Origin of the sequence: Thauera butanivorans NBRC 103042, from assembly GCF_001591165.1 — a bacterium.
Taxonomy (GTDB): Bacteria; Pseudomonadota; Gammaproteobacteria; order Burkholderiales; family Rhodocyclaceae; genus Thauera; species Thauera butanivorans.
This window is the reverse complement of sequence record NZ_BCUG01000063.1, coordinates 23,184-29,799: the sequence shown is the minus strand read 5'-3', so window position 1 is coordinate 29,799 and position 6,616 is coordinate 23,184. Positions and strand designations below refer to the sequence as shown.

The following is a 6,616-nucleotide window of genomic DNA, read 5'->3' as shown; positions in this document are numbered from 1 at the left end:
GTCGCCCAGCGGCGTGTGGGCGATCAGGAGACGATTCATGGTTTGCTTTACTCGTTGTCGGTTTCGGTCGTGGCCTCGGCTGCATCGTCAGCCGTCTCGGCGTGTTCATCGTGCTGAGCGTGGCCGGTGCCGTCTGGCTGGTAGACCGAGATCAGCAGATCGACGCGGCGATTGACGGCACGCCCTTCGCGCGACGCGTTGGGCGCGATCGGTTCCGCGTCGCCACGGCCTTCGAACGAGACCCGGCTCTCATCGAGTCCCAGCGACACCAGTGCGTCGTGCACGCTTTCGGCCCGGCGGGTGGAGAGGGTCAGATTCTGTTGGGGATTGCCGACGTTGTCCGTGTGCCCGATTACAAGCACCGCGAGCCGGGGATGCGCGCCGAGCGTGGAGGCGATGTGCTCGAACACTGGGCGCATCTTCGGGTTGATCTTCGTGCTGGACGTTCTGAAGATGTCGCCGGAGCGGACCTGGACGACGAAATCGCCGTTCTGGTGTTCGGTGACGCTGAGATGAGGGCTCTGGCGCAACTGCTGGATGGCCTGGTTACGCTGCTCGACCCACGCAGTGTGCTGCTGGGCTGCCTGCATTTCGGCAATGGTTTCGGCCGATGGCTCTGCAGGCTGCTCCGGCACGGTGGCACAAGCGCCGAGCGTGAGCAGAAGAGCCAGGATCGGCAGGGGATGGAAGGGGGTATGGGACGACATCGTGTGTTCCTGGGAAGTTGTTAGTTGACCGGGATCAGGTGTTGCAGCGGGAGGTAGCCATCTGTCGTATCGCGTGATGGCGTGGGATGCGGCAGGGTTCCATCGCGACGAACGCGGACTTGAACCCAGTCGCCGTCGATGGTCTGAAGCTTCAGAACGGGCTGTCCGGCGTCCAGTACGGTAATGCCGGGGGCTTGTTCATCCGGTTGCGCCTTGAGTTCGGCTCGTCCGGCGTCGCCGCTGATCTGGTAGATCTCCAGGTAGGGCGGAATGCCGCCGCAGTCGGCGGCGCTTTCGGCTGACGAGATTTCCTGGCGAAGTTGAACAGGATCTCGCCGGGTGGGCGATGGTTCCATTGCTGCGAAATCGCCAAAGAACAGGCGCTTGTCGCATTCGATGAGGGCAGACAGGTGCTCCATGCGCAAGGTGACGGCGGCCACTGCGTTGCCCTCCTTGTAGCGGAAGAAGTTCGACGGCACGTGTGGAAACAGGCGATCGAGCAGCGGAACGGCTGTTTCGAGCGGGAATTCGGTGGCGAAGGTGCCGTCTGCCAGTGGTGCGTCGCGGTAGATCTGGATGCTGGTGGGCTGACTGGCAGGGCGTTCCGTTTCTTCGATATGAGGCAAGCTGCGTAGCGATTGCGCGTCGGGGAAGAAACGCATGAACAGGGTGCGCTGCTCGGTACTGCCATCCGGCCAGGAGGGGACCCAATACACTTGAAGTACGCCCGAAAGTGTGATCTTGCCGGCATATTCGAGCCGTTGTGTCCGGGCCGATCTTTCCACGTCGGGCGCCAGGCCCTGGGGAGCCGCCAGTGCCGCGCCCAGCGCGAACAGGGTGCCGATTGCACCGAGGCGCAGGAGACGGGAAAATGGACGACGGGTGCTTGCTGGGTTTCTCATTGCATTTCTGAAAGGCGAAAGGCTTACTGGTAGTCCGAGGATAATGGATGGCGTGGGGAGCTGCTGTTGTGGATCACGCTTTGCTCCTCAGCCGGAACCGAGGCATCGAAAGCTATCGCGTAGAACACTGCGGCTGTCTTTGCGGATAAGAAACTCGACCCCCCAACGCCAAACTTCTTCGCCGTATGAATGGCCGATCATCACCCGGGCGCGCCATACGAGTGCTTCCGGAATGGATGGATCGTCCAGGATCGTGGTCTCGATCAGATTTTGTGCTTCCGGGTTGTCGAGCGCGGCGATAAAGCCGCTGATGTATTCACCGATGGTTCGGTCGTCGGGGTGGGTGCCTGCCTTGTGGCAGGAAGGGTCGACGATGAGAGGAACGTCCGTATTGAGAAGCAGGAGATGAATGATCTCCCGAGGCTCGGGTGCTGCAGTGGACGGAGTCACACCGGGGGAGGCCGCTTCAGGGCTCATGGTCGCGCATCCGCCGGCCATGATCGACATGCTGGCTGCCACCAGCAACGCCCGGAGGCGATAAGCTGCCGAAGTGCGCATCAGAGCTTGCTCCCGTGAGGTAGCTCTCCCCAGAACATGGCGTTATCGGGTTCTCGATAATGGCGGCTGAACTGTTCCGGCGTCTGGCGTACGACCTTGTTGCGAGAGTTCGAGTAGTGCCAGATATTGCGTTGATCCCCGCAGAAAATGCCTACATGCTTGCGAGGAACGTTGACCATGCCCTTGTTCTGCAAGTCGACGTGGTTGGCATTCAGAATGAAAACCAGTCCCGTGCGCACTGTGTCCGGCAAGTCAGCCCAAGTACCGACACGTGGACAGTGGGGAAATATTTCCTGGACCCGAATCGAAGCCGCCGCACCCGAGCCGTGCACCATCGAGCGGCAGGTAATGCCGTATCGCAGTTCGAGGACATGGCTGACGAAATGCGCGCAATGGTTATCGGAGTTACCGTGGAATCCTACAGGGCAAATACTCGAGATGTGCTGTTCAAGATAGCTGTTCAGATCGGCTTCTATCATGGCTTGTTGTGCTCAGGAAAATGGACGGTGGGTGCTTGCCCGGTATCTCATCGCATTCCGGAAAGGTGAAAGGATCACTGGTAATCCGCGGATATTTCGAGGAATACGTTGTCGATGCCCGCGTCGTTCAGGTAATCCTTGACCTTGCGCAGCATCGAGACACTGGAGTTCACCACATTGCTGCCCTTCGTTTCGCCGACGAGAAGGCATCCATCGGTATTGGAGGGGTAGTTGCCATTGTGGATCAGGATGTAGCGGCCCTCTGAAACCGTGCTGTTGTATAGCAGTGGCACAGGGTTGTAGGGCTTGACCGTGGGGATGTTGCTGTTATGCCATTTGAGCCGGTAGGTGCCTTCCGGGATGCGCAGCCGCAGCCCCGACTGTGCGGTGTCCGGGCCAGGGCGTTCGAGCACGTAGCCTTTCAGGATACCGTTGTTGCTGCCGAGTTCCGAGATTGTGGCCGTTTCGCTCTGCCATTTGCGGACGATCTGGATCTTGCCCATGATTTTATTCGATTGAACCTTTTTGGCTGTTTAATTAGGTCCCACTGCGTGGGGGCAAAATGAGGATCAGCTGATTTATGGAAAATGTATCCTGCCATGATGGCTGGAGTGGGCTTCCCAGCGTGGGCTTCCTGTAATCAGAAAGCGGCGTTTACTCCCGGGTGGCCGATGTACGCCCGCCGGTTCGGAAAGAAACGGTATCCGGAACGCCGGCTTCTGCAGCACCTGAAGTGTCCAGATCGTATCTCCCATGAATCGGAACGATATTTTGTCGGGTTGCTGTACCTGCAGTTTCTCGAAACGTCCTGTGGAGTACATGCCGCCAATGCGTGCACTATCTTCAAGTGTGCCGGAGAAGCTGACAAGATGGATATTCAGCGAATCCTCATGAGGAATGTCGTCAGTCAAAAAAAGAAGATAACCGGCATCACATTCGAGTGCAGCCTCCAGCACGCACCCTTCGATACGTTGGCCTGTTGGTTTGCCGCCGACAACCAGTTCACAACTCGGTGGTGTTTTGTCGGAAGCTTGGCGTAGGGCTCGGGCGGTGATGGTTTCGGTTTGTTGTAGCATTGACCATATCCGGATGTTTTCAGGTGAGGGAAGCTCCGCGGGTGTCAATGCTCGTGATCATTTCTTTCGTTGCCGCCAAACCTCGGCTTTCCTGCATTTTTCAGAAGAAGTGCAATGACAACGAGTAGCATTGCCACGAAGGCATACTGACCCAGAAACTGGAAGGTCGCCCAAGCCAGCGCTGCAAGAGCAATGCACGCTGTCAAAAAAACATCCTTTGTCATCATGCGTACTCGAAGCGAGGGGAGACAGGAAACCCGGGCCGAAGCCCGGGTGAAACCGCATCAAGCCTTGTTCTGCTTGACGTCCCAAGTGCCGGTCACGGCAGCGCCCATGGAACCGTTGGCGTTCTGTTCCTTCACCTCGACCTTGATCTTGGAGTAGGAAATGCTGACGGTTTCCTTGACGCGGGCATCATCGGTGGAGCCGGAGGGGCCTGCGTGGGTGATGATGCAATCGGTCAGGGTGATGCGCATGTATTCCTGCGAGCCGTCGCCGACTTTGCAGCACGACACTTCGACCGTACCGATATGCTTGCCGGACGCGCAGTACTGCATCAGGTTCGGCGTGGCCTTGTCGACGTAGTGGGTGAACGACAGGGCATCGAAACTGGCCTTGCCGACCCCGCCGCCGCCGCCGGTGAAGGTCGAGGAGGACTGGGAAACGCCGTAGTTGAAGGACAGGACGTCGATCCAGCCGGCGTGCTTCGAGTCCTTGGACTCACCGTCGATGCCGGCGATCTTGATGAAGAAATCTTGTAGGGATGCCATTGATATCTACCTTCCTATGTGTTGAAAAAAACAGGTGGTTTCACCGTCAGGATGTGGAGCCTTCCTTGACCGACGGCAACTTGGAAACCAGACGAAGGCTCATGGTCAGGCCCTCGAGCTGGTAATGGGGGCGCAAGAAGAATTTGGCCGAGTAGTAACCGGGGTTGTCCGCGATTTCTTCGACGACGACTTCCGCGGCGGCAAGCGGCTTGCGGGCCTTGGTCTCCTGGCTGGAGTTGGCCGGGTCGCCGTCGACGTAGTTCATGATCCAGTCGTTGAGCCAGCGCTCGACGTCGTCGCGTTCCTTGAAGCTGCCGATCTTGTCGCGCACGATGCACTTGAGATAGTGGGCGAAGCGGCAGCAGGCGAAGAGATAGGGGAGACGCGCGGCCAACTGGGCGTTGGCGCTCGCGTCCGGGTCGTGATATTCGGTGGGTTTCTGGAGGCTTTGCGCACCGATGAAGGCCGCCGTGTCGGTGTTCTTGCGGTGGATCAGCGGCATGAAGCCGTTCTTGGCAAGTTCGGCTTCACGCCGGTCCGAGATGGCGATTTCGGTGGGGCACTTCATGTCCACGCCGCCGTCGTCGGTGGGGAAGGTGTGGCAAGGCAGCCCTTCGACGACGCCGCCGGATTCGACACCGCGGATGGAGGTTGCCCAGCCGTAGTGCTTGAAGCTCCGATTGACGTTGACGGCCATGGCATAGGCGGCGTTGACCCACAGGTAGCGGTGATGGTCGGTGCCGTTGGTGCTTTCCTCGAAATCGAAGTCGTCGACCGGATTGGTCTGGGCGCCATAGGGCAGGCGGCCGAGGAAGCGGGGCATGGCGAGGCCGATGTAGCGCGAGTCGTCCGCGTCGCGCAGGCTGCGCCATGGCGCGTATTCGGTGTTCTCGAAGATCTTGGTCAGGTCGCGCGGATTGGCCAGTTCCTGCCAGGAGTTCATCTGCATGACGCCTGGGTCGGCGCCGCCGATGAAGGGGCAGTGTGCGGCTGCGGCGATCTTGGCCATTTCGCCGAGCAGTTCGACGTCCGGGGCGGTGTGGTCGAAGTAGTAGTCGCCGACGAGGCAGGCGTAGGGGGCGCCGCCCAACTGGCCGTATTCCTCTTCGTAGATGCGGCGGAAGATCGGGCTCTGGTCCCAGCCGACGCCCTTGTGCCGGCGCAGGGTGCGATGCAGGTCCTTCTTCGACAGGTTGATGACCCGAATCTTCAGCATCTCGTCCGACTCGGTGTTGTTCACCAGGTAGTGGAGGCCGCGCCAGGTCGATTCCACCTGCTGGAAGTCGGGGTGGTGGATGATGTGCTCGATCTGCTCGGAGAGCTTGCGGTCGATTTCACCGATGATGGCCTGGATGGAGCGGTAGGCGTCGCCGGAAAAGTTGAGGCTGGATTCGAGTGCCTGTTCCGCCAGGGTGCGCACGGCGGATTCGACCGCACTGCGCTGTTCGTCGGTTCGGGGCTTGAATTCCTTTGCCAGCAGGCCGGCGAACTCCGAGTCTTCGGCCGTTGCAAGGGCGGACTCGGCGAGCTGTGACGATTGTGTGTTCATGTCGGGTCAGACCTCCTGGTTGGGGGTGCTGGGGGTTTCACCCTGCTGCCGGGTCTCGTCGGCTTTGGGCTGCGATGCCAGGGCCTTGAGGATGCTTGGGTCGCGCAGGACCTCGGCCAGTAGATTTTCCGCGCCGCTCTTGCCATCCATGTAGCTGAGCAGGTTGTTGAGCTGGGTGCGGGCTTCGAGCAGGCGGCGCAAGGGCTCGACCTTGTTGGCGATCGCGCCGGGGCTGAATTCGTCGATGCTGTCGAAGCTCATGTCGACAGGCAGTTCGCCTTCTCCGGTCAGCGTGTTGGGCACCGTGAACGCCACGCGCGGCTTCACCGCCTTCATGCGCTCGTCGAAGTTGTCGATGTCGATCTCGAGGAACTTGCGTTCGGCAACCGGTGGCAGGGGTTCGGCGGGTTTTCCGGACAGATCGGCCATGACGCCCATGACGAAAGGCAATTGCACCTTCTTGTCCGAGCCGTACAACTCGACGTCGTATTCGATCTGGACGCGCGGTGCGCGATTGCGGGCAATGAACTTCTGGCCACTTTTGCCCTTCGGCACGTCGTTTCGGGTTGCCAATT

At 59.8% G+C, this 6,616-nt stretch carries 10 protein-coding genes; all 10 read right to left on the bottom strand.

Features of this window, described 5'->3' with window-relative positions:
- Window positions 1-47: 47 nt before the first annotated feature.
- On the bottom strand, window positions 48-707 hold the full coding sequence (locus TBU01S_RS19855) for an OmpA family protein (protein WP_068639236.1): 660 nt from the start codon (window positions 705-707) through the stop codon (window positions 48-50).
- Between the two features lie 20 nt (window positions 708-727).
- Window positions 728-1,609 carry a hypothetical protein gene (locus TBU01S_RS19850; RefSeq protein ID WP_157659224.1) on the bottom strand — a complete coding sequence of 294 codons (882 nt, stop codon included), beginning with the start codon at window positions 1,607-1,609 and terminating at the stop codon, window positions 728-730.
- Window positions 1,610-1,696: 87 nt separating this feature from the next.
- Window positions 1,697-2,167 carry a hypothetical protein gene (locus TBU01S_RS19845; RefSeq protein WP_068639234.1) on the bottom strand — a complete coding sequence of 157 codons (471 nt, stop codon included), beginning with the start codon at window positions 2,165-2,167 and terminating at the stop codon, window positions 1,697-1,699.
- A complete protein-coding gene (locus TBU01S_RS19840; RefSeq protein WP_068639233.1) occupies window positions 2,167-2,646 on the bottom strand; it encodes a hypothetical protein in 480 nt (159 codons plus the stop codon). Before TBU01S_RS19840 ends, TBU01S_RS19845 begins: the two co-directional genes overlap by 1 nt.
- Before the next feature lie 74 nt (window positions 2,647-2,720).
- Window positions 2,721-3,149 carry a DUF5675 family protein gene (locus TBU01S_RS19835; protein ID WP_068639232.1) on the bottom strand — a complete coding sequence of 143 codons (429 nt, stop codon included), beginning with the start codon at window positions 3,147-3,149 and terminating at the stop codon, window positions 2,721-2,723.
- A 75-nt stretch (window positions 3,150-3,224) separates the two neighbouring features.
- On the bottom strand, window positions 3,225-3,722 hold the full coding sequence (locus tag TBU01S_RS24115; RefSeq protein ID WP_157659223.1) for a hypothetical protein: 498 nt from the start codon (window positions 3,720-3,722) through the stop codon (window positions 3,225-3,227).
- A gap of 44 nt (window positions 3,723-3,766) precedes the next feature.
- A complete protein-coding gene (locus TBU01S_RS23330; RefSeq protein WP_083953750.1) occupies window positions 3,767-3,949 on the bottom strand; it encodes a hypothetical protein in 183 nt (60 codons plus the stop codon).
- 57 nt (window positions 3,950-4,006) lie between these two features.
- Window positions 4,007-4,492, bottom strand: coding sequence for an Hcp family type VI secretion system effector (locus TBU01S_RS19830; RefSeq protein ID WP_068639231.1), 486 nt, complete (start codon window positions 4,490-4,492; stop codon window positions 4,007-4,009).
- A 46-nt stretch (window positions 4,493-4,538) separates the two neighbouring features.
- Entirely contained in the window at window positions 4,539-6,041 is a 1,503-nt protein-coding gene (tssC, locus tag TBU01S_RS19825; protein WP_068639230.1) for a type VI secretion system contractile sheath large subunit, read from the bottom strand.
- 6 nt (window positions 6,042-6,047) lie between these two features.
- The gene (tssB, locus tag TBU01S_RS19820) at window positions 6,048-6,614 is read right to left on the bottom strand and encodes a type VI secretion system contractile sheath small subunit (protein ID WP_245650994.1); all 567 of its coding nucleotides are present in this window, start codon (window positions 6,612-6,614) and stop codon (window positions 6,048-6,050) included.
- Window positions 6,615-6,616 lie beyond the last annotated feature (2 nt).